Source organism: Nissabacter sp. SGAir0207 (genome assembly GCF_005491205.1).
In the GTDB taxonomy this organism is placed as follows: domain Bacteria; phylum Pseudomonadota; class Gammaproteobacteria; order Enterobacterales; family Enterobacteriaceae; genus Chimaeribacter.
This window is the reverse complement of the sequence record NZ_CP028037.1, coordinates 205,369-224,817: the sequence shown is the minus strand read 5'-3', so window position 1 is coordinate 224,817 and position 19,449 is coordinate 205,369. Positions and strand designations below refer to the sequence as shown.

The 19,449-nt window shown below is 63.0% G+C and carries 14 protein-coding genes, 3 pseudogenes and 1 riboswitch; of the genes and pseudogenes, 4 read left to right on the top strand and 13 right to left on the bottom strand.

Going from position 1 to position 19,449, the window contains the following annotated elements; genetic code table 11:
- Positions 1-84 precede the first annotated feature (84 nt).
- The 7 genes and pseudogenes from uca to C1N62_RS20195 all read right to left on the bottom strand — a co-directional run bounded on the left by uca (position 85) and on the right by C1N62_RS20195 (position 7,971).
- Positions 85-3,690, bottom strand: a complete 3,606-nt coding sequence (uca, locus tag C1N62_RS20220) for an urea carboxylase (RefSeq protein WP_137765528.1) — start codon at positions 3,688-3,690, stop codon at positions 85-87.
- Between the two features lie 90 nt (positions 3,691-3,780).
- Entirely contained in the window at positions 3,781-3,912 is a 132-nt protein-coding gene (locus C1N62_RS23510) for a hypothetical protein (RefSeq protein ID WP_255508619.1), read from the bottom strand.
- Positions 3,903-4,538: an urea amidolyase associated protein UAAP2 gene (locus C1N62_RS20215; RefSeq protein ID WP_137765527.1), complete on the bottom strand. Its 636-nt coding sequence runs from the start codon at positions 4,536-4,538 to the stop codon at positions 3,903-3,905. The genes C1N62_RS23510 and C1N62_RS20215 overlap by 10 nt, the downstream gene beginning before the upstream one ends.
- A 12-nt stretch (positions 4,539-4,550) precedes the next feature.
- Positions 4,551-5,276, bottom strand: coding sequence for an urea amidolyase associated protein UAAP1 (locus C1N62_RS20210; RefSeq protein WP_137765526.1), 726 nt, complete (start codon positions 5,274-5,276; stop codon positions 4,551-4,553).
- On the bottom strand, positions 5,273-6,079 hold the full coding sequence (locus C1N62_RS20205) for an ABC transporter ATP-binding protein (protein WP_137765525.1): 807 nt from the start codon (positions 6,077-6,079) through the stop codon (positions 5,273-5,275). Before C1N62_RS20205 ends, C1N62_RS20210 begins: the two co-directional genes overlap by 4 nt.
- A pseudogene (locus tag C1N62_RS20200) lies at positions 6,076-6,890 on the bottom strand (ABC transporter permease). Before C1N62_RS20200 ends, C1N62_RS20205 begins: the two are co-directional and overlap by 4 nt.
- Before the next feature lie 23 nt (positions 6,891-6,913).
- Positions 6,914-7,971, bottom strand: a pseudogene (locus tag C1N62_RS20195) (putative urea ABC transporter substrate-binding protein).
- A gap of 56 nt (positions 7,972-8,027) precedes the next feature.
- Positions 8,028-8,127: riboswitch (guanidine-I (ykkC/yxkD leader) on the bottom strand.
- Positions 8,128-8,534: 407 nt separating this feature from the next.
- Here C1N62_RS20195 and C1N62_RS20190 point away from each other — a divergent pair.
- Complete coding sequence (locus C1N62_RS20190) at positions 8,535-10,595, top strand: FUSC family protein (RefSeq protein ID WP_137765524.1); 2,061 nt, start codon at positions 8,535-8,537, stop codon at positions 10,593-10,595.
- A 44-nt stretch (positions 10,596-10,639) separates the two neighbouring features.
- Here the strand turns inward: C1N62_RS20190 and adhP are convergent, their stop codons facing one another.
- Positions 10,640-11,647 (bottom strand): alcohol dehydrogenase AdhP, encoded by a 1,008-nt coding sequence (gene adhP, locus C1N62_RS20185; RefSeq protein ID WP_137765523.1) that lies wholly within the window; start codon positions 11,645-11,647, stop codon positions 10,640-10,642.
- Between the two features lie 258 nt (positions 11,648-11,905).
- Here adhP and C1N62_RS20180 point away from each other — a divergent pair.
- The 3 genes and pseudogenes from C1N62_RS20180 to C1N62_RS20170 all read left to right on the top strand — a co-directional run bounded on the left by C1N62_RS20180 (position 11,906) and on the right by C1N62_RS20170 (position 15,259).
- Positions 11,906-13,158: pseudogene (locus C1N62_RS20180) on the top strand (MFS transporter).
- Between the two features lies 1 nt (position 13,159).
- On the top strand, positions 13,160-14,215 hold the full coding sequence (locus tag C1N62_RS20175; protein ID WP_137765522.1) for a sugar phosphate isomerase/epimerase: 1,056 nt from the start codon (positions 13,160-13,162) through the stop codon (positions 14,213-14,215).
- A 63-nt stretch (positions 14,216-14,278) separates the two neighbouring features.
- Positions 14,279-15,259, top strand: a complete 981-nt coding sequence (locus C1N62_RS20170; protein ID WP_137765521.1) for a LacI family DNA-binding transcriptional regulator — start codon at positions 14,279-14,281, stop codon at positions 15,257-15,259.
- Positions 15,260-15,265: 6 nt separating this feature from the next.
- Here C1N62_RS20170 and C1N62_RS20165 read toward each other — a convergent pair whose 3' ends face one another.
- The 5 genes from C1N62_RS20165 to C1N62_RS20145 all read right to left on the bottom strand — a co-directional run bounded on the left by C1N62_RS20165 (position 15,266) and on the right by C1N62_RS20145 (position 19,378).
- Positions 15,266-15,775, bottom strand: coding sequence for an SRPBCC domain-containing protein (locus C1N62_RS20165; protein WP_137765672.1), 510 nt, complete (start codon positions 15,773-15,775; stop codon positions 15,266-15,268).
- A 248-nt stretch (positions 15,776-16,023) separates the two neighbouring features.
- Entirely contained in the window at positions 16,024-16,452 is a 429-nt protein-coding gene (locus C1N62_RS20160; RefSeq protein WP_137765520.1) for a molybdopterin-binding protein, read from the bottom strand.
- 82 nt (positions 16,453-16,534) lie between these two features.
- Positions 16,535-17,467, bottom strand: a complete 933-nt coding sequence (locus C1N62_RS20155) for a nucleoside recognition domain-containing protein (protein WP_137765519.1) — start codon at positions 17,465-17,467, stop codon at positions 16,535-16,537.
- A gap of 169 nt (positions 17,468-17,636) precedes the next feature.
- Positions 17,637-18,929 carry an FAD-binding oxidoreductase gene (locus C1N62_RS20150; RefSeq protein WP_137765518.1) on the bottom strand — a complete coding sequence of 431 codons (1,293 nt, stop codon included), beginning with the start codon at positions 18,927-18,929 and terminating at the stop codon, positions 17,637-17,639.
- Positions 18,930-18,955: 26 nt separating this feature from the next.
- Positions 18,956-19,378 (bottom strand): RidA family protein, encoded by a 423-nt coding sequence (locus C1N62_RS20145; protein ID WP_137765517.1) that lies wholly within the window; start codon positions 19,376-19,378, stop codon positions 18,956-18,958.
- Positions 19,379-19,449 lie beyond the last annotated feature (71 nt).

The window sequence follows — 19,449 nt, the reverse complement described above, 5'->3', positions numbered from 1 at the left end:
GATTCTAGGGGTTTTTTAACATGGCTTCATTACATTTTACTGGCCGTTTACCTGCCATGATGCAAGAAGTGAACGGCCAGTCGATTACCCCACGTCCCGCGTCAGCACAAACACACCCTGCCCGGCGCGCACTGTGGCACCAGATGCCACTTGGATGGCCTCCACGATGCCGTCGCAAGGGGCCAGAAGCGGAATCTCCATCTTCATTGCCTCGATGATCGCCAGCACGTCGCCCGCCGCGACTGAATCTCCCTCCGCGACATTAACCTGCCAGAGGTTGCCAGCGATGGCGCTCTCCACACGCTGTTGGCCGGGTTGGAGCGGTACCTCATCGGACTGCTCAACGGCTGCCTCCTGGCTCTCAAAATGTGCCTGCCCCGAGGCTATCCAGCGATCGCGCTCGGCACCGAAGGCGGCCTGCTGGTGGGTGCGGAAGGCAGCGATGCTCTCCGCCTCCTGCGTCAGGAAGCGTTGGTAATCCGCCAGCGCCAGCTCGGTCTGTTCAATGCGCAGTGGATAACGCCCGAGCGGGAAGTCGCGGCGGATGTTTTGCAGCTCCTCCGCAGAGACCGGGTAGAAGCGGATCTGGTCGAAGAACCGCAGCAGCCAGGGGGTGCCGCCAAAGTCAGCGACTTCGCGATAGCGGTTCCACATCTGCAAGGTACGCCCGACAAACTGGTAACCGCCCGGCCCCTCCATGCCATAGATGCAGAGGTAGGCACCGCCAATGCCCACGGAGTTCTCCGCCGTCCAGGTTCGCGCCGGGTTGTATTTGGTGGTGACCAACCGGTGGCGCGGGTCGAGCGGTGTCGCCACAGGCGCGCCAAGGTAAACGTCGCCCAGCCCCATCACCAGATAGCTGGCCTCAAACAGGGTACGGTAAACATCGTCCACTGCTGGCAGGTCATTGATGCGGCGAATGAACTCCAGGTTGCTTGGGCACCACGGGGCATCGCGGCGCACTGTGGCCATATACTTATCAATCGCTTGCTGGCAGGCGGGATCATCCCAAGAGAGCGGCAGGTGCACAATCCGCGAAGGCACGCGCAGATCCCGTTGGGCGCACACCTCTTCCCAGCAGGTGGAAACCATCGAGAGCAGGGTCGCCAACGGCAGTGCGTCGGGCCGGTAGTGAATCTGCAAGGAGCGGATGCCGGGCGTCAGGTCGAGGATGGCCGAATGCTGGCTGGCGGCCAGCACTTGCATCAGCGCATGTGCCCGGAAACGCAGCACCAGATCCAGCTCCGGGTCACCTATCTCCAGCAACAGGTGGGTATCACCCGCCACGCGTGCTACCAGCCGCTCGTCGGCCCTGCCCATCTCCAGCACCACCGGCGAGGTGATGGCGGCAGGCCGCCAGGTGGAGGTGACTGGGCGCAGGGTTGCCAGCGTCTGATCCTGCTCCGCGACCAGTTGCCGCGCCGTCGGAATATCCACCGGCACAAAGCGCAGGCGGTCACCGGCCTTTAACTGGCCGAGCTGGCAGAGATCGGCCTCAATCACCGTCACCGGGCAGACAAAGCCGCCGAGGCTCGGGCCGTCTGGCCCGAGGATCACGGGCATGTCGCCGGTAAAGTCCACCGCGCCGATGGCATAGGGGTTGTCATGGATGTTGGAGGGGTGCAGCCCGGCCTCGCCGCCGCTCTCCCTCACCCACTCTGGCCGTGGCCCGATCAGGCGCACGCCCGTGCGGCTGGAGTTAAAATGCACCTCCCAGTCGGTCTGGAAGAAGGTCTCCATGTAGGCGGGGGTGAAGTACTCCGGCGCGCCATGTGGCCCGTAGATCACCCGCACCTGCCGGACGGCTGGCAGGGCCGGGCACAGCGCCTCTGGCAGGCGTTCGCCGGCATGGTGCGTTTGCAGTTCCGCCAGATGGAGCACGTCGCCGGTGCGCAACGCGCGGCCAGCATGGCCGCCGAACTGCCCCAAAGTGAAGGTGCTCTTGCTGCCGAGGTACTCTGGGACAAGGAACCCGCCGCGCAGGGCGAGGTAACTGCGCGCGCCCGCCCCGCTGATGTCCCCCAGCCGCAGCGTCTGGCCAGCGGCGATGAAGAAACTCTGGTTCATCGGCTGCGCCACGCCATCCAGCTCCACCGGCAGCGTGACCCCGGTAACCGCCGCTACCGCCGCAGTATTGAAGCGCAGCGTAGGGCCGTTCATGGTGATCTCCAGCGCGGCGTCACTGTCGCTGTTGCCCAGCAGGCGGTTGGCGAGGCGCAGCGCCAGGCTGTCCATCGGGCCGGAGGGCGGCACGCCCACGGCCCAGTACCCCAGCCTGCCGGGGAAATCCTGCACGGTGGTCTGGGTGCCCGCAGAGAGCACCTCCAAGGTGGTGGCCTGATAGGTCAGTCCATCCAAGCAGCGCGTCCACGGGTAGCCGGTGGCAAAGGGCGCATAGGCCAGAATCTGCCGCAAATAGCCGCGGTTGGTCTCCACGCCATACAGCCGGGTGGCCGCCAGCGCCTGCTCGAGCGCCGCGATGGCCTGCCCGCGCGTCTCGCGGTGGGTAATCACTTTCGCCAGCAAGGGATCAAAAAATGGCGGGATCTCACAGCCTGCCTCCACCCAGCTATCGATGCGCAGCGTGCGGCCATCGGCGGGCGGGAACGCCACATCGGTCAGCAGGCCCGGCGAGGGCTGGAACTGGCGGCCCGGATCTTCGGCATAGAGCCGCGCCTGAATGGCGTGGCCGTGGGGCGACAGGGTCGCGGCAAGCTCGCGCAGCGGCGGCAGTTCACCAGCCGCCAGAGCGATCATCCAGCGCACCAGATCCACCCCCCATACCTGCTCGGTAACGCCATGCTCGACCTGCAACCGGGTATTGACCTCGAGGAAATAGAACTGCTCCGCCTGACTATCGTAGACAAACTCCACGGTGCCAGCGCTGCGGTAGCAGACGGCCTTGGCAAGCGTCACGGCAGCGGAGCAGAGCGCTTCCGCCATGCCGTGCGGCAGGTTGGGGGCTGGCGTCTCCTCCAGCACCTTCTGGTTACGGCGCTGGATGGAGCAGTCGCGCACCCCCAGCGCAATCACCTCGCCCTGCCCGTCGCCAAACACCTGCACCTCAAGGTGGCGCGCCCGTTCGATATATTTTTCGATGAAGACGCCCGCATCGCTGAAGTTGTTCTGCCCCAGCCGCTTGACGGCATCGAACGCCTCGGCCACATCCGCCGCGTGGTAACAGATGCGCATCCCGATGCCGCCGCCGCCAGCGGTGCTTTTTAGCATCACCGGATAGCCCACCTCGGCCGCCGCACCCTGCGCCTCGGCCAGACTCTCCAGCAGGCCGGTGCCCGGCAGCAGCGGCACCCGGTTCTCCTGCGCCAGCGCGCGGGCAGTATGTTTCAGGCCAAACATGCGCAGTTGCGCTGGCGTCGGGCCGACAAACGCCAGCCCTGCCGCCTCGCAGGCTTGCGCGAAGGCCGCGTTCTCTGACAGAAAACCATAGCCGGGATGGATGGCGCTGGCCCCGCTCTGTTGCGCCGCGTGGATAATCTTCTCGGCCACCAGATAGGTGTGCGCCGCCGGGCCATCGCCGAGGCTCAGGGCCTCATCTGCCTCGCGCAGATGCAGGCTACCGGCATCGGCGTCTGAAAATACCGCCACGCTTTTGACGTCCATCTCGCGCAGCGTACGGAAAATGCGGCACGCAATCGCGCCACGGTTGGCAACCAGAAGTTTTTCAAACATGTGTCAGGCTCACAGGGGGGCGGGTCGTCCCGCCAGATTCAAGGCCGCTCATGGCCGTCCATGAGGGAGATCCGTTGGCGTCGGGCTACTTCAGCGTGGCCGCTCGCCTTGTGGGCGCGGCTGGGTGGGCGAATAGGCATAACGCCCGGCGCGCGCGTCCAGCATCTCCACGCACCACCGCCGCAATTGCCGCCAGAGACGGGCAGAGGCTGTCAGTTCCATACCAACACCTCGGCGGCGGTTGGGTTCCAGCCATTGCAGGGGTTGTTAAGCTGCGGGCAGTTGGAGATCAGCACGATCACATCCTGCTCGGCGCGCAGCTCCACATATTTGCCAGCGGCGGAGATGCCATCCTCAAAGGTCAGTTGGCCATCGGGCGTCACCGGCACATTCATAAAGAAGTTGATGTTGGCCGTCAGGTCGCCCTTGTTCATGCGGCCATCATGCAGGCAGGCGCAGAGGAAGTTATCGCGGCAGCTATGCATTGAGCGCGTGTCCAACGCATAGCGTACGGTGTTGCTCTCCTGCGAGCAGGCGCCGCCCAGGGTGTCGTGGCGCCCGCAGGTGTCGGCCGTGATGGTCAGTAGCGGGTTACCGAGGTTAGACCACAGCACGCTGCCGGTGGTGAGGTAGGCGTTATTCTGGCGGCGCAGCGTGCGTTGCGCGTCATAGCGTTCACGCGGGTTGGCGGCGCTGTAGAACAGCGTGTCCACTGCCTGATTGCCCTCCACATCATGCAGCCGCACGGTCTGGCCGCGTTTCACCTCAAACAGGTAGGGTTCGCCCGCCGGGATGGTGTGGCGGAAAACGGCATCGTCAGCGTGTCTGGCATGGGTAGTCACGGTCATGATCTCTTCTCCTTACAGGGTGAACCGGCGGGTGTTTTGGAAGGCGCGGGCATTCTCCGGGCGCGAGGTTTCGCACAGCGCGGCCTGTCCCTCCTCCGCCAGATGCCAGGCGAGGTGCACCGGGCGCGGTGCGTAGTGGCGGGCGGGATCCATCGGGTGCGGCAGGGCGGTCAGCACCACCAGCACATCCATCGGCGCGTACAGTTCAACCGCGTCGCCCGGCTGGGAGTGGTTGGCGTGGAACTGGAACGTGCCCTGCCCGTCCACCGTGACCTTGCTGAACAGGTTAAGCACCATTTGCAGATCCTCAATGCCAAGGTTCCACTTGCCCATCTCCACCAGCAAATTGTCCGTGCCGTTACGGTGGAAGCCGTTGCGCAGCTCCTGATACCGGCCCTGGCCATACTTTTCTGCGGTTTCCGCGGCATTCAGCACGCCGCCAAAGCTGTCATGCCAGCCGCAACTGTCAGCGACAATCGCCGCCAGCACCCGGCCCATGTCCGAGTAGAGGCAGTGGCCAACGGTCAGTTTCGCCGTATGCTGCCCCTTCAGCGTATCCGGCAGGTTCAGCCGCTCACTCTTCTCATGGGCGTTGAGCAGCATCAGGCTGACATTGGCGCCGCCCTCAATGTCGGTCAGGCGCAGCACCTGCCCGCGTTTCAGGATAAAGGAGGTGTGGCCGCCGCCGGGCAGTGTCTCCTGATGGAGGGTTGTCCGGGTTTGCGCGAAGAGCGTCATGATAGTAACTCCTGTAAAGGGGATGGTAAGGGAGCGCCCGGCTGCACGCCGGGAGCGGCAAGGACGCCGCGCTGTTGCTGCCGATCTTCGTTCAGCGGCAGGTCATAGGTGATGCGCGCGCCATAAGCCTCGGGCGCATGGGGATCAATGCGCACCTTGTCGAACACCAGCAGCCGGGTGCCGAGGTGGAAACCCTCGGCCAGATCGTGGGTCACCATAAAGACCGTCAGCCGGGTCTCATGCCACAGCTCCAGCAATAGCTGGTGCATATCCTTGCGGATGCCGGGGTCCAGCGCGCCAAAAGGCTCATCCAGCAGCAGGATGCGCGGCTGCATCATCAGCGCCTGCGCGATGGCGAGCCGTTGCTGCATGCCGCCGGAGAGTTGTGCCGGGTATTTCGCCAGCGCGTGGCCCAGCCCGACCCGCGCCAGCATCGCCTGCGCCCGCTCCCGCGCCGCGCGCTTGTGCTTGCCAAACAGCCGGCCCGTCAGCGGCGCGCGGGAGAACTCGAGGCTGGCAGTGACGTTGTCCAGCACCGTGAGGTGGGGAAAGACCGAGTAGCGCTGGAACACCACGCCACGGCTGGCGTCCGGCTCGGCGGGCAGCGGCACCCCCTCGAGCGTAATCGCGCCGCGGCTTGGCCGCTCCTGCCCCAACAGCAGGCGCAGGAAGGTGGACTTGCCGCAGCCGGACGCGCCCACCATGGTGCAGAATTCGCCCTCATTGACCCGCAGGTTGAGGTTCTCCAGCACCACGTGGTCGCCATACTGCTGCCAGATATTGTTGATCTCGATGAAACTCATGATTGGGTGGCCTCCGCCCAAGGGAAACAGCGACGGTGCAGGTAGCGCAGCGCCAGATCCATCAGCCATGCCAGCAGCGTGATCCACAGGACATAGGGCAGGATGACGTCCATCGCCATATAGCGGCGCACGAGGAAGATGCGGTAACCCAGCCCGGCCGTGGAGGAGATGGCCTCGGCGGAGATCAGGAACAGCCAGGCAGAGCCGAGCAGCAAGCGCAGCGAGGTGATGAGCCGCGAGAGCAGTTGCGGTAGCACCACCCGCAGCACCACGATCCAGCTATTGGCCCCCAGCGTCTGCGCCTTGATGACAATCTCCGCTGGGATCTCTCTGGCGCGTTGCTCCAGGTCACGCGCCAGCATCGGCGTTACCCCAATCACAATCAGCATGATTTTCGATAGCTCATCCAGCCCGAACACAATGAACAGGATGGGCAGGATGGCGAGGGGCGGCACCATTGAGAGCACGGTCATAAAGGTGGACAGCGGCGCGCGCCACAGGGGGAACACCCCGGAGGCGACACCAAACAGCAGCCCCAGCAGCGAGGCGATACCCAGCCCCAGCAGTAACCTGCCAAGGCTGGTGGCGGTGTCCAGCCAGAACAGGTAGTCGCCGCTGCGTTTGTCCGGGGTGAAGGCCATGCGCTCCAGCGCCGCCGCCATCTGCGACAGCCCCGGCAGCAGCTTGTCATGGGGTTGGCCTCCATCCGCACCGCCGACCCCATGAAGTAAGCAGCGATGAGCAGGATAAAGGGCAGCAGCACCAACATCAGGTGCAGGCCCCGGCTGGGGTGGCGATTGATTTGCCGCATAGCGCTGACTCCTTCTCTCACTGTTACAGCGTGCCGTCGGCCGCCATCTTCAGGTAGCTGTCATCGAAGCGCAGCTTCACATTGCCCGCGTCGCCGCGCGTGACGTTGCCGGGGAACTGCAACCCGATAAACTCCGCGCTGTCGGCCCCCTCGCCCAGCAGCCCCTTGTCAAAGGAGAACTGCGCCACCCGCTGCATGGTGTCGGCCAGCGCCGGGCCAGTAACGAAGCGGAGGTTGTCGGCGGGGGTATAAAACAGGTGGGTGGTTTTCAGCTGCGCCTGATACCCGGCGAGATCGGTGCCTGAGGCGGCGGCCATCGCACTCAGCGCCTCGGTATTGCCAGCCTGCATCAGCGACATCATCTCAAACCAGGCACCGGTCAGCGCCTTGCCCAGCGCCGGGTTATCTTTCAGCACCTCGGTGTTGACCACCATCATGTCAATCAGCTCGCCCGGCACTTGGGAGGAGTCAAATACCTCGGTGGCCTCCGGCGTCGCCTTGATGGCAGAGAGCTGGGGATTCCAGGCGACCGCCGCTTTCACATCCGGGTGGCGAAGGCGGAGACAATATCGGCGTCGGAGGTGTTGACGACGGTCACGTCGCGCTCCTGCAACCCGGCTTTCTCCAGTCCGCGCACCAGCAGATAGTGGGAGACGGAGAGTTCCGGCAGGTAGATGCGCATTCCCTTCAGGTCAGCCAGCGTCTTGCCCTGCCCCTTGACCACCACGCCATCATTGCCCTCGGAGTAGCTCCCTAAGATCAGCGCGGTGCTGTCAACGCCGCCCGCCGCCGGGATGGTCAGGGCATCCATATTGGTCATGGTGCAGCCGTCAAACTGGCCGGCGGTGTACTGGTTTACCGATTCGATATAATCATTGAGCTGGGTAATGTGTACCTGAATGCCATATTTGGCCGCCCACTTGTCCATGATGCCGGAGGCAGCCAGGTTGCCCCACGGCATCCAGCCGGCGTAGATAGTCCAGCAGAGGTTGAACTCTTTTTTGGCGGCGGCATGGGAGGGGGATGTGGCCAGCAGGGCCAGCGCAAGCAGGGGAACACTCAGCAGACGGAAGCATTTCATGGGAAACCTCGGGTTTTGGCGAAAATATGGGAGCAGCGCGACACCAATGGTGTGCTGTCTCCCGGGCTTTTCTCCCGCCGTGTAACCCCAGATGAGGTCGCCAGCTCTCGGACCAGCCATCCACGTTTGTGGACCGGAACCCTAGCCTGCTATTTACAGTGATCGTCGTGCTGCTCTTTGTGCTAAACGAGGCAAGAAGCGTGCCAGAAAAAATAATCATTAATAACAACGGGTTAAATTTTCATGCTCACAGCGTGCCTCAGGATGGGTCACCCGCGATACAAGAAAGCCTCAATTCGGTGCAGGCAGTTGGCGGGGGAATATTTTTCTGCTGGGGCAATTTATTTCATTTGAAACCCTGACGGCCCCTGATTGAATAGCCCGAGCATCACTAATGAATTGTTCTCGCCTATATAACCAGCGAATGAAAGGCGCTATCGAGATAATTATCATTAAAATCAATGAAATAATTCATTCATAATTTGTATCATTAATCCCAGCGCGGAATGTTTCGCCTTCTGGCAGGATACGCGCCACGCAGCGTGCATGAGTACGAACTTTCAATGAAGTGGTTTACCAACAACGCCATTCTGTTTTCCGTTAAAACCTGTCTGGCCGCCTTTCTTGCCCTCTCTGTCTCTTTAGAACTTAACTTTGAAAAACCCGCCTGGTCGCTGACCACGGTCTATGTGGTGTCGCAGCTCTATTCGGCCTCGACCCTCTCCAAATCGGTATTCCGCCTGCTGGGTACCTGGCTCGGTGGCCTGTTTATCTTTTTGATCTATCCGGCCACGGTAGAGTCGCCGGTGCTGTTCAGCCTGTGTGTCTCGCTGTGGGTGGCGGTCTGCCTCTACCTGTCGCTGCACGACCGTACGCCGAAAAGCTATGTGTTCATGCTGGCGGGTTACAGCGCGGCGATCATGGGCTTCCCCAATGTCACCTCCCCCGATGGCATCACGGAGACGGTGATCTCGCGCATTGAGGAGATCACGCTGGCGATAGTGTGCAGCACGCTGGTGCACCAACTGGTATTGCCGGTATCGATGCGCAGTTTGCTGGAGCAGAGCGTCAGCACCTGGTACGAAAATGGGCGCAAATTGTGCAGCGAGCTGATCACGGTGCGGCCGAAGGATAAGTCGCTGGAGCGTGAGGAGATCCTGATCCAGATGGCCAACTTCCCGCTCCAGATTGAGACGCTGATCACCCACTGTGTCTATGAGGGGGACGCGGCGCGCAAGCTGATCCGGCTGGTCAGCGTGCAGTACCAGCACCTCTCCTACCTGATCCCGACCCTGACGGCCATTGACGCGCGGCTCACCCTGCTGGCAGAGCAACAGGTACGCTTCCCGGAGCAGGTGGCGCAGACGTTGCGGGCATTTTTGCTGTGGCTGAATGAGGGCGAGCAGGCCAGCGGCGACGGTGGCATCCAAGAGGTGCTCACCACCAGCCAGTCGCAATTGAAAGCGGCGTGGCAGGCCGGGGAGTTACGCACCGAAGAGAGCATCCTGCTGATTGGTCTGCTGGAGCGGCTGGCGGACTTTGTGCGCATCGCCGGTGCCTACCAGAGCGTCAGCGCGCTGGTGAGCGACCTCTCCGGCGACACCAGTCTGGCGAGAAAGGCCCGCCCGCAGCGGCACATTGATAAGGGGCTGCTGCTGCTGTCGGCCTCCACCGCCTTTTTGGCGACCTTTGGCTCCTGCCTGTTCTGGGTCGGCAGCGGCTGGGCGGATGGCGCGACCGCGCCGATGATGGCGGCAATTCTGGCCTCCTTCTTCGCGGGCACAGATGCCCCGCTCACGCCGATGAAGCTGTTTATCAAGGGCGTGCTGATGGCGCTGGTGATCAGCGTGCTCTACATTGCCCTACTGATCCCACAGGCGACCACCTTTGAGGCGCTGCTGATGATCCTGACGCCGGGGCTGCTGGCGTTGGGGCTGGTGATCGCCCGCCCCTCCACCAACCTGATTGGCCTGAGCGTCGCCACCCAGATCCCCGGTTTTATCGGGCTGAGCCACCACTTCCGGCCCAACCTGCCGGGCGTGCTCAATACCGCGCTGTCGGCAATGGTCGGCATTCTGTTCGCGGTGGTGGTCACCGCGATTATCCGCAACAAGCGCCCCGCCTGGACGGCCAAGCGCGCGCTGCGCAAGGGGCTGCGTGACCTGCTGCGCTTCATCAAGGAGATTGAGCGCAACGCCTCCTCGCTGCTGGCGCGCCAGCACTACATCTCCCGGACGCTCGACCGGGTGAACATCATCCTGCCGCGCAAACGCATCGACCCGGAGCCGGACTTGTTGGCCGGGGGCGACCTGATCACCGAGGCCTGGCTAGGGGCGAACTGCTATGACTTCTACGCCCGCCACCGCGAGGTGCTGGAGCGCCACCAGATCAACAGCGCGCAGATGTTCCATGAGCTGGCGCTGTTCATTAAGGGAAAAATGAAGACGTTGCAGGCTACCCCACACCCGGCGCTGCTGCGCGAGCTGGACTTACTGCTATTGAGGCTGGAGGCGCTCGCCCGGCAGGATGGCGCGCTGTTTATGCCGCTGTTCTACCTCTCCAACATCCGGCTGGCGCTGTTCCCGCTGCACCACTGGCCGGGGCGGGTGGTGCCGACAGAGTGAGGCCGTGGCCGGGCGCGCTGCCCGGCCAACCCACCTCAGCCGCGTTAGCTGAAGTCAATCACCATCCGGCCGGTGATCTTGCCCTGTACCATCTCCTCAAAGATGGCGTTGATATCCTCCAGCGGCCGACGGGTAACCTTCGGCACCACCTTGCCCTCGGCGGCGAACTGGAATGCTTCGGCCAGATCCTGCCGGGTGCCAACCAGCGAGCCGATCACCTCAATGCCATCCAGCACCAATCGCGGGATGTTGAGATCCATCGACTCCGGCGGCAGGCCGACCGCCACCACCCGCCCGCCAGCGCGCACCGCATCAATCGCCGAGTTGAAGGCCGCCTTCGCCACCGCCGTCACCACGGCCGCATGGGCGCCGCCGGTCTTCTCCTGAATGATCTTCGCCGCGTCCTCGGTGCGGGAGTTGATGGTCAAATCCGCGCCCATCTCGGCGGCGAATTCCAGTTGGGAGTCATAGACGTCGATGGCGATCACTTTGGCGTTAAAGACGTTTTTCGCATACTGCAACGCCAAATTGCCCAACCCGCCCAGACCGTAGATGGCGATCCACTGGCCGGGGCGGATATGGCTGCTCTTCACCGCCTTATAGGTCGTGACCCCGGCGCAGGTGATGCTGCTGGCGGCGGCGGAGTCCAGCCCGTCCGGCACTTTCACCGCGTAGTCGGCCACCACGATGCACTGCTCAGCCATGCCGCCATCCACGCTGTAACCGGCGTTTTTCACCTGGCGGCAGAGGGTCTCGTTGCCGGTGTTGCAGTAGTCACAGTGGCCGCAACCTTGGTAGAACCAAGCAACGCTGGCGCGATCGCCCGGCTGGAGCGAGGTGACGCCCGGCCCGATCTCCTTCACCACGCCAATCCCCTCATGGCCGAGGATCACGCCGGTGCGGTCGCCAAAGTCGCCGTTTTTCACATGCAGATCGGTGTGGCACACGCCACAGCACTCCATTTGCAATAGCGCTTCGCCATACTCCAGCGGGCGCAGGGTTTTGTCTGTTACGTTGACACGATGGTCATGGGTCACGACAGCCGCTTTCATAGTCACTCCTTACTGTATGGGTGTCGCTTCACGGTAGGCTCTGTACGGAAATTGTTCAACCCAACGGCGCAGAGTCAGATAAACCTGAGGGAAATCAGCCCAGCGCCTTGCTCGCCATTTCTGCCTGTTTTTTGCACTCTGTTGCCACCCGTGACCCCCTTCACATATCAGGCATCTGGGGCTGGCAGCTTATTTGTAATCGATTACTTTTTAAAGTGAACGATTTTGTAATCGATTACTTTTATCTGAGAGGCGCTTATGCCGTCCATAACAGAGAGTTCGCAACGCGTTGAAACGGGGCTGAAAATGCTGGTGCCCCGTCTGTCTTTGATGATGTTTCTCCAGTTCTTTATCTGGGGGAGCTGGTCAGTCACCCTCGGTCTAGTGATGACGCAACACAACATGTCGTTATTGATTGGCGATGCCTTCTCCGCCGGGCCGATCGCCTCAATCCTCTCGCCGTTTGTGCTGGGGATGCTGGTGGATCGCTTCTTCGCCTCGCAAAAGGTGCTGGCGGTGATGCATCTGGCTGGCGCGGCGATCCTCTACTTCGTGCCGGATGCCATGCGCGCGGAGAATGGCGTGTTGCTCATCTCCCTGCTGTTTGGCTACACGCTCTGCTATATGCCGACGCTGGCGCTGACCAACAATATCGCCTTCCACAGCCTCTCCAACAGCGAGCGGAGTTTCCCGATTGTGCGGGTGTTCGGCACCATCGGCTGGATAGCCGCTGGCCTGTTCATTGCCGCGATCGGCATTGCCGCCAGCGTTGGCATCTTCACCGTGGCGGCCATCTGTTCGGTGATCCTCGCCCTCTATAGCCTGACGCTGCCCCACACCCCGGCCCCGGCGAAAGGGTTGCCGCTCAGGACGCGTGACCTGTTCTGCGCGGACGCCTTCGCGCTGATGAAAATCCGCCACTTTTTGGTGTTCGCCATCTGCGCCACCCTGATCTCGGTGCCGCTGGGCACCTACTACGCCTACACCGCCTCCTGGCTGGCGGATGCCGGAGTAGAGAACGTCAGCGCCGTGATGTCCTTCGGCCAGATGTCCGAGATCTTCTTTATGCTGGTGATCCCGCTGCTGTTCCGTCGGCTGGGGTGAAGTACATGCTGCTGATCGGCATGTTCGCTTGGTTCCTGCGCTATGTGCTGTTTGCCCTTGGCATGGGCGAGGAGGGGCGGCTGATGATCTACGCTGGCATCCTGCTGCACGGCGTCTGCTATGACTTCTTCTTTGTGGTTGGCTTTATCTACACCGACCGGGTGGCTGGCGAGAAGGTGAAGGGACAGGCGCAGAGCATGGTGGTGATGTTCACCTACGGCATCGGCATGTTGCTCGGCTCGCAGATCTCCGGCGCGCTCTACAACACCTTTGTGGCGGGCAGGAATACCGCCGACAGCTGGGCCACGTTCTGGTGGATACCGGCGATTGCGGCGGCAGTGATTGCCGTGATCTTTATGGTCTCATTCAAATACCGGGATGAGGATGCGGTTCAACAACGGAGATAACATGAAAACACTCAAAGGCCCCGGCATCTTTCTGGCGCAGTTCATTGGCGGGGCCGCCCCAGCCGATCTGGCGGGCATCGCGGCATGGGCCGCCGGGCTGGGCTACCGGGCGGTGCAGATCCCCTGCAACCATCCGCAGATTTTTGATCTGGCGCTGGCGGCGCGCAGCCAGACCTACTGTGATGAGGTGACCGGCCTGCTGGCCAGCCACGGGCTGGTGATCAGCGAGCTTTCCACCCACCTTGAGGGGCAGCTGATGGCGGTGCACCCGGCCTATGAGTCGGCCTTTGATACCTTTGCCCCGGCAGCGGTGCGCGGTGACCGCACGCGTCGCAGCGAGTGGGCGACGCAGGTGCTGCATCAGGCGGCGGCGGCCTCCGCCCGGCTGGGGCTGACGGCCCACGCCACCTTCTCCGGCTCGCTGGCCTGGCCCTATCTCTACCCCTGGCCGCCGCACAACGCGCAGCTATTTGAGGAGGCGTTTCGCGAGCTGGCGCGCCGCTGGCGGCCAGTGCTGGACGCTTTCGACCAGCACGGCGTTGACCTCTGCTATGAGCTGCACCCCTGTGAGGATCTGCATGACGGCGTTACCTTTGAGCGCTTCCTCGCGCTGCTGGATAACCACCCGCGCTGTAACATCCTGTTCGATCCCAGCCACCTGCATCTGCAACAGATGGACTACCTGCAATTCATCGACATCTATCACGCGCGCATCAAGGCGTTCCACGTCAAGGATGCGGAGTTCACCCCGAATGGCCGCAGCGGCGTGTATGGCGGCTACCAGCCCTGGCTGGCGCGCGCCGGGCGCTTCCGCTCACTGGGCGACGGCCAGATCGACTTCAAGGGCATCTTCAGCAAGCTGGCGCAGTATGGCTATGAGGGCTGGGCGGTGCTGGAGTGGGAGTGCTGCCTGAAGGAGAGCGAAGTGGGCGCGCGTGAGGGCGCGGAGTTTATCCGTCGCCACATCATCCCGGTGGCAGAGCGGGCTTTTGATGATTTTGCCGCGGGTGGGCACTCGGCCCAGCAGATCCGCCACCAACTGGGGCTGGGGGAGTAAACCCCGGCCAGCGAAACTGTGGTAGCCTGCCGTATCGCATAACCCGCAGGAAGTGTCATTGTTATGTCTATCCAGAAAATCGCGCAACTGGCCGGGGTGTCAGTGGCGACCGTCTCCCGTGTGCTGAACAACAGTGCCAGCGTCAAACCCCAGAACCGCGACCGCGTGATGGATGCCATCCGCGAGAGCAACTACCAGCCCAATCTGCTGGCGCGCCAGTTGCGCACCGCCCGCAGTTCGATGGTGCTGGTGATGGTTTCCAACGTCGCCAACCCCTTCTGTGCCGATGTGGTCAAGGGCATTGAGGAGGAGGCGGAAAAGAACGGCTACCGCATTTTGCTGTGCAACTCCGGCTCCGATACCGAGCGCTCGCGCTCCAGCCTTGGGCTGGTCTCCGGGAAAATTGTTGATGGGGTGATCACCATGGACGCCTTCAGCCACCTGTCGGCGCTGACACCGCTGATTGGCGACGCGCCCTGGGTGCAGTGTGCCGAGTACGCGGACAGCGGCGACGTCTCCTGTGTCGGCATTGATGACACCGATGCCGCAGAGTCGGTGGTGCGTTACCTGCTGGCGCGGGGACGCACGCGTATTGCATTGATTAACCACGATCTCGACTACAAATATGCCAGCCTGCGCCAGCGCGGCTATCTGGATGAGCTGGCGGCACAGGGCTGCCAGTGGCAGCGCATCGCCTATGCCAGCGACCTGAGTTTCAGCGCGGGCAAAGCGGCGATGGAGTCACTGCTGCAACACGACTCGCCGCCAGACGCGGTGTTTGCCGTCTCTGACACGCTGGCGGCCGGGGCGATGGCGGCGGCGCGGCAGGCCGGGCTGCGTGTCCCACAGGACATTGCCATCGCCGGGTTTGACGGCACCGATCTGGCGGAGATGGTATCGCCGCCGCTCACCACGGTGGCCCAGCCGTCACGCGCCATTGGCCGCAAGGCATTTGAGCTACTGTTGCACAAGATTGAGAACCCGCACGCCACGCCACAGCGGGTGATGATGGCGTGGCAGTTGATCAGCCGCGCCAGCGCCTGACCCCCCCTACCGCGCCCTGGCGGCCGCCACCAGACCCTCCAGCCACGCCTGATGGCCGTTGATCATCGGGTTGGGGGTGGTGGCAGCCAGCGCTTCCGCCGGTTTGCCCCGTTGCGTCTCCTGCGTCAGGATGCGCACCCGGCCACCCGGCAGATCTTCCACCAGCCAAGCGTGGTGTACGTCCAGCCGCTCCGGGGTATTCTCCTCGCCAGCCCAACCGTGCCAGGCAACGCGCCCCGCCTCACCGGCGGTGGGCGCGACATACTCCGTTACGCGTGCCTCCACTGGGAAGCCGAAGGTTTCAAAGTAGAAGCGTATATCCTGCGCCAGCTCCGGCCCTTTGCCGTCATAGAACCGGGGATTGGCGGAGTTGGCGTAATAGGTCGGCCACAACTCAGGCGTTGCCAGCAATGGCCAGACGGCCTGCGCGGTCAGGCCAGCGACAATCACCTCATTGGAGGCAAAGTTCTCGGTAAAGCCAGGGACAAAGTCCTCCGGCCAGATAATGGCATTCATTTTCATCAGGTTATCTCCACAATGTCAGCATCAACAGGAAGCGCCCGCTCCCTGAGGGATGCGGGCATGATGGCAGTGGGAGAGATATAAGTGAAATCGCCATTAATGATTTTAACTATCATCCGCGGTGATATCAGCGCCGGGGGTTGGGTTCAGTTACGGTAGCGTGCCGCCGGCTGGTTGCCGGTGCATCGTCTGACGCGTGCTTTCAAACGCGTCTCACGGCTGCTTGGGATCAGTGAGAACAGCTATTGTTTGACCGCTACCAGCACTGATGACGCTTTGACCAGCGCGATGACCCGCTTGCCGCTCTCCAACGCCATCTCCTCCAGACTCTCATTGGTGATCACCGCGGTCAGCTCAAGGCCAGAGTCGGTCTTCACCTTGACGTTGGCATTGACTGCGCCCTGCTCTATCCGGCTGATTTCGCCAGTGAAGTGGTTGCGGGCAGAGAACAGCAACCCGCAGTCGGCTGACGCCAGCATCACCCATGACGCCTTGATCAGCGCCATCACCTCGCGGCCCGGCTGCAAGCCCAGCGCCTGTTGGCTGTGGCTGGTGACAATGGCGGTCAGTTTGTCGCCGCCCGCCAGCGTAATTTCTACTTCGTCATTCACCGCGCCGCTGGAGAGCGCGGTGACGGTGCCGGTCAATTGGTTGCGTGCTGATACTGGCATAAGAACCTCAATAAACAGGGAGTGTGCCTCTACCTTAGTCAGGCCGCCGCCGTAACGCAAAGCCGCGTAACGGGTTTGGCGGTCAAAACAGCAGCATATGCAGTACGCCGCGCACCACAATGCCCACCAGCGCGCCGACGATGGCGAAGCGGGCCACCCGCGCCACGCGAAAGCCCGCGCCGAGCATGATCCCCAGCCCCGGCAGATCCAGCGTCTGTACCAGCCAGCCGGTGGAGGCGTTGAGCATCTGCGCATTGATCTTGCCACTTTGCAGCAGGTCAGTGGCGACGCCCAGATAGGCGGTGCCGCCAGCGAGGCACTTCACCAGCGTCGGCATCACCAGCACGGTGGAGATGTGCAGGGTAGAGAGCAGCGGCGAGAGCGCCTGCTCCAGCAGCGTGATCATCCCGGCGGCCTTCAAAATTCCCACCACGGTCATTGAGAGGATCAGCATCGGGATGGCGCCCAGTGCCAGTGAGATCGCTTCTGAGCCGCCGCTGTTGATGATGCTGATCAGCCCCTTTTTCTGCGGCGAGTGCACCTCCGCGTCATCTGGCGAGATCACCTCCTTCATCGGCAGCTTGCGCGCCAGCAGGTGCCAGGTGACCGCACCGGCCACCAGCCCGCCCGCCACCGAAATCAGGATGGCGGCCAGCCAGTGCAGCCCCATCGGCGTCAGCGGATAGAGCACGTTGGCCTGCCCCATCGCAAACAGCATCGCCAGCGTGGCGGCCAGATGGCGGTCAGAGACCCCCTTGCGCTCCATCATCGCTAGCGTCGCCACCGGCGCGGCAAAGCTGACAAAGTTAAGCTGGATCAGCGCAAACAGGCTCAGCCCGGTCAGGCCAAAGGGTTTTAGCAGCGGCGCTGTCCAGTTGATGATTCTGGCCAGCACGCCAAGGGACTCCAGGTACTTCATCAGGATCAGCATTACCACCATCACTGGCACCAGCGTGTAGAGGGCGATGTCCACGGCGGTGCGCCCGGCGTCCATAATGATCTGTATGATATTCAAAGCATTCTCCATGTGCCACGCGCGGCCGGGGGCGCGGGGGCGAAATTCCCTGTAGAGGGTGGGACGGGTGGAAATCAATGTTGGGGGAGTTCTGTTATAGGCCGCAAACGATTAAATAGCAATATGGCGATCGGGCAGGCTGCGCCCCACCGGGGTGGGGCGCAGGGGGTCAGAAGCGGTCGAAGCGATAGGGCGTGGGGTCAATGATCGGCGTCTGATTGGCGACCAGATCTGCCGCCAGTTGCCCGGCCGCCGGTGAGGTGCCAAAGCCGTGGCCGGAGAACCCAGTGGCGAGTGTCAGGCCGGGCAGCGATGCCACCGGGCCAATCACCGGGTTGGAGTCCGGTGTCACATCAATGGTACCGGCCCACGCCTGTTCCACCTCCGCCCGTTCGAACACCGGCCAGGCGGCACGCAGGTTAGCCAACGCCTCCTGGTTCAGGGTCGGGTTAACTTGCGGGTCGAGGGTGCGCACCCGCTCAAAAGGCGAGCGCCCGCTGGCCTTCCAGCGGCGCGGCAGCGCCACATCCCGCAGGAAGTTTTTGCCCAGCGAGATGCGCAAAAAATCGCGCTGGCTACGCAGTTGCGGCAGGTACTTCATCCCCAGCAGCAGGTGATCCAGCGTCAATGAGGCGTCCAGCGCGCCGCGCTGGGTGATGATAAAGCCGCCATCGTGGTGTTTGCGGAAGGAGAAATCTGGCGCGCCCACCGCGATCTCCGTCGGCCCCGCCATCGGTTTGGTGCGCAGTACCGAGCAGATCAGCGGCAGCGTCGGCAGGGAGATGCCGAGATTGCCGAGGAAACGCCGCGACCAGAGGCCACCGGCCAGCAGCACCTGATCGCAGCGAATCTCGCCCTGCTCCGTCACCACGCCGCTGACACGCCCGGCCGCGGTGGTCAGGGTACGCACCGCGCACTGCTCAAGGATGATCGCCCCTTTCGCCATCGCGGCGGCGGCAATGGCACTGGAGGCCAGCGTTGGCTCGGCGCGCCCGTCTGAGGCGGTAAAGATGCCGCCGACCCACTGTGCCCGCCCGCCCGGCACCTTCGCCGCAATCTCCTGACGACTCAACAGCCGGGAGTCCAGCCCCAGCGGCCCGGCCGCCTGAAGCCAGCGCTCGTGCATCGCCATTTGCGCCTCTTCACGGGCGATGAACATGATCCCCGCCTGCCGGTAGCCGACGTCGCGGCCGACACGCTCCGGCAGCGCCGCCCACAGGCGGTCGGCGGCCAGCGCCAGCGGAATGTCCTCCGGCAGTCGGCTGGTTTTGCGCACCCAGCCAAGGTTGCGCGACGACTGCTCCCCGGCGAGGCGGCCCTTCTCCAGCACCACCACCGGGATATTGCGTTCAGCCAGCGCCAGCGCCGCGGTCAGGCCGACGATGCCGCCGCCGATAATCACCACCGCCGTGGAGGCGGGGAGTCGGCCAGAGGTCTGGACAGGATGGATGACAGGGGCCATAGCATATTTCCTGTTAGAAAAGGGAGTTACAGGGCAACGGTGATCTCTTTCACCTCGGCCTGTGAGGCACCGCGCCAGGCGGTCACTTCCAGCTCGAATTTATAGAGGGTCGAGCCGAGCGGCGGGCAGGTGACGGTGGTGGCCGGGTTGATGCCACGGAACTTCTCGCCCACCAGATCCATCACCGCTGGCACATCATCCGGGTTCTGTACATAGACGCGGGAGAAGACCACGTCCGCCAGCGTGGCGTCCACCGCGGCCAGCGCCTGCTCGACGTTGGCGAACACCTGCCGCGTCTGCTCCAGCACGTCCTCGGGGATCTCCTTGGTCTGCGGGTTGCGGCCCGCGGTGTTGGAGACAAAGATCCAGTTCTCGACCGCTACAATGCGGGAGTAGCTCGCCTGCTCCTCAAATTTGGAGCCGGTTTTGACTTTGATGATTGGGTTCATGCACATTTCCTTGGGTGAACCGGCAGCGGCTGGCTGCCGTTGATAGGTTTCCCGGCCGCCGGGCGTCCGGG

Bases quoted from the DNA above. Each gene is read 5' to 3' on its own strand.
- uca (WP_137765528.1), bottom strand. From the start codon at position 3,690: ATGTTTGAAAAACTTCTGGTTGCCAACCGTGGCGCGATTGCGTGCCGC.
- C1N62_RS23510 (WP_255508619.1), bottom strand. From the start codon at position 3,912: ATGGAACTGACAGCCTCTGCCCGTCTCTGGCGGCAATTGCGGCGGTGG.
- C1N62_RS20215 (WP_137765527.1), bottom strand. From the start codon at position 4,538: ATGACCGTGACTACCCATGCCAGACACGCTGACGATGCCGTTTTCCGC.
- C1N62_RS20210 (WP_137765526.1), bottom strand. From the start codon at position 5,276: ATGACGCTCTTCGCGCAAACCCGGACAACCCTCCATCAGGAGACACTG.
- C1N62_RS20205 (WP_137765525.1), bottom strand. From the start codon at position 6,079: ATGAGTTTCATCGAGATCAACAATATCTGGCAGCAGTATGGCGACCAC.
- C1N62_RS20190 (WP_137765524.1), top strand. From the start codon at position 8,535: ATGAAGTGGTTTACCAACAACGCCATTCTGTTTTCCGTTAAAACCTGT.
- adhP (WP_137765523.1), bottom strand. From the start codon at position 11,647: ATGAAAGCGGCTGTCGTGACCCATGACCATCGTGTCAACGTAACAGAC.
- C1N62_RS20175 (WP_137765522.1), top strand. From the start codon at position 13,160: ATGAAAACACTCAAAGGCCCCGGCATCTTTCTGGCGCAGTTCATTGGC.
- C1N62_RS20170 (WP_137765521.1), top strand. From the start codon at position 14,279: ATGTCTATCCAGAAAATCGCGCAACTGGCCGGGGTGTCAGTGGCGACC.
- C1N62_RS20165 (WP_137765672.1), bottom strand. From the start codon at position 15,775: ATGAATGCCATTATCTGGCCGGAGGACTTTGTCCCTGGCTTTACCGAG.
- C1N62_RS20160 (WP_137765520.1), bottom strand. From the start codon at position 16,452: ATGCCAGTATCAGCACGCAACCAATTGACCGGCACCGTCACCGCGCTC.
- C1N62_RS20150 (WP_137765518.1), bottom strand. From the start codon at position 18,929: ATGGCCCCTGTCATCCATCCTGTCCAGACCTCTGGCCGACTCCCCGCC.
- C1N62_RS20145 (WP_137765517.1), bottom strand. From the start codon at position 19,378: ATGAACCCAATCATCAAAGTCAAAACCGGCTCCAAATTTGAGGAGCAG.